1 protein-coding gene is annotated in these 371 nt (G+C 74.7%); it reads left to right on the plus strand.

The features are described from left to right. A partial coding sequence (locus L687_RS29195; protein ID WP_040569674.1) for a sensor histidine kinase occupies positions 1-371 on the plus strand: 371 nt, incomplete at both ends.

Here is a 371-nt window from a genome sequence, read left to right on the forward strand (position 1 = left end):
GAGACCGACCAGGTGCGCAGCGCCCTGCTGTCGGCCGTCAGCCACGACCTGCGCCGCCCCCTCGCCTCGGCGGTCGCCGCCATCGGCGGTCTGCGCGGTGCGCACGGACTGTCGGCCTCCGATCGCGAAGAACTGCTCGCCACCGCCGACGAGAGTCTCGCGACGCTGTCGACGCTGGTCACCGACCTGCTCGACGTGAGCCGCGTGCAGGCCGGCGTGCTCGCCGTGTCGTCGTCGCGGATGGATGCGGCCGGCTGCGTGCTCGCCGCCGTCGATGAGCTGGGGCTCGGGCCGTCCGACGTCGAGCTCGCCCTCGACCCCGACCTGCCGCCGCTGCACGCCGACCCCGTGCTGCTGCTGCGCGTGCTGGT

It is taken from the genome of Microbacterium maritypicum MF109, from assembly GCF_000455825.1.
GTDB classification, from domain to species: Bacteria; Actinomycetota; Actinomycetes; order Actinomycetales; family Microbacteriaceae; genus Microbacterium; species Microbacterium maritypicum_A.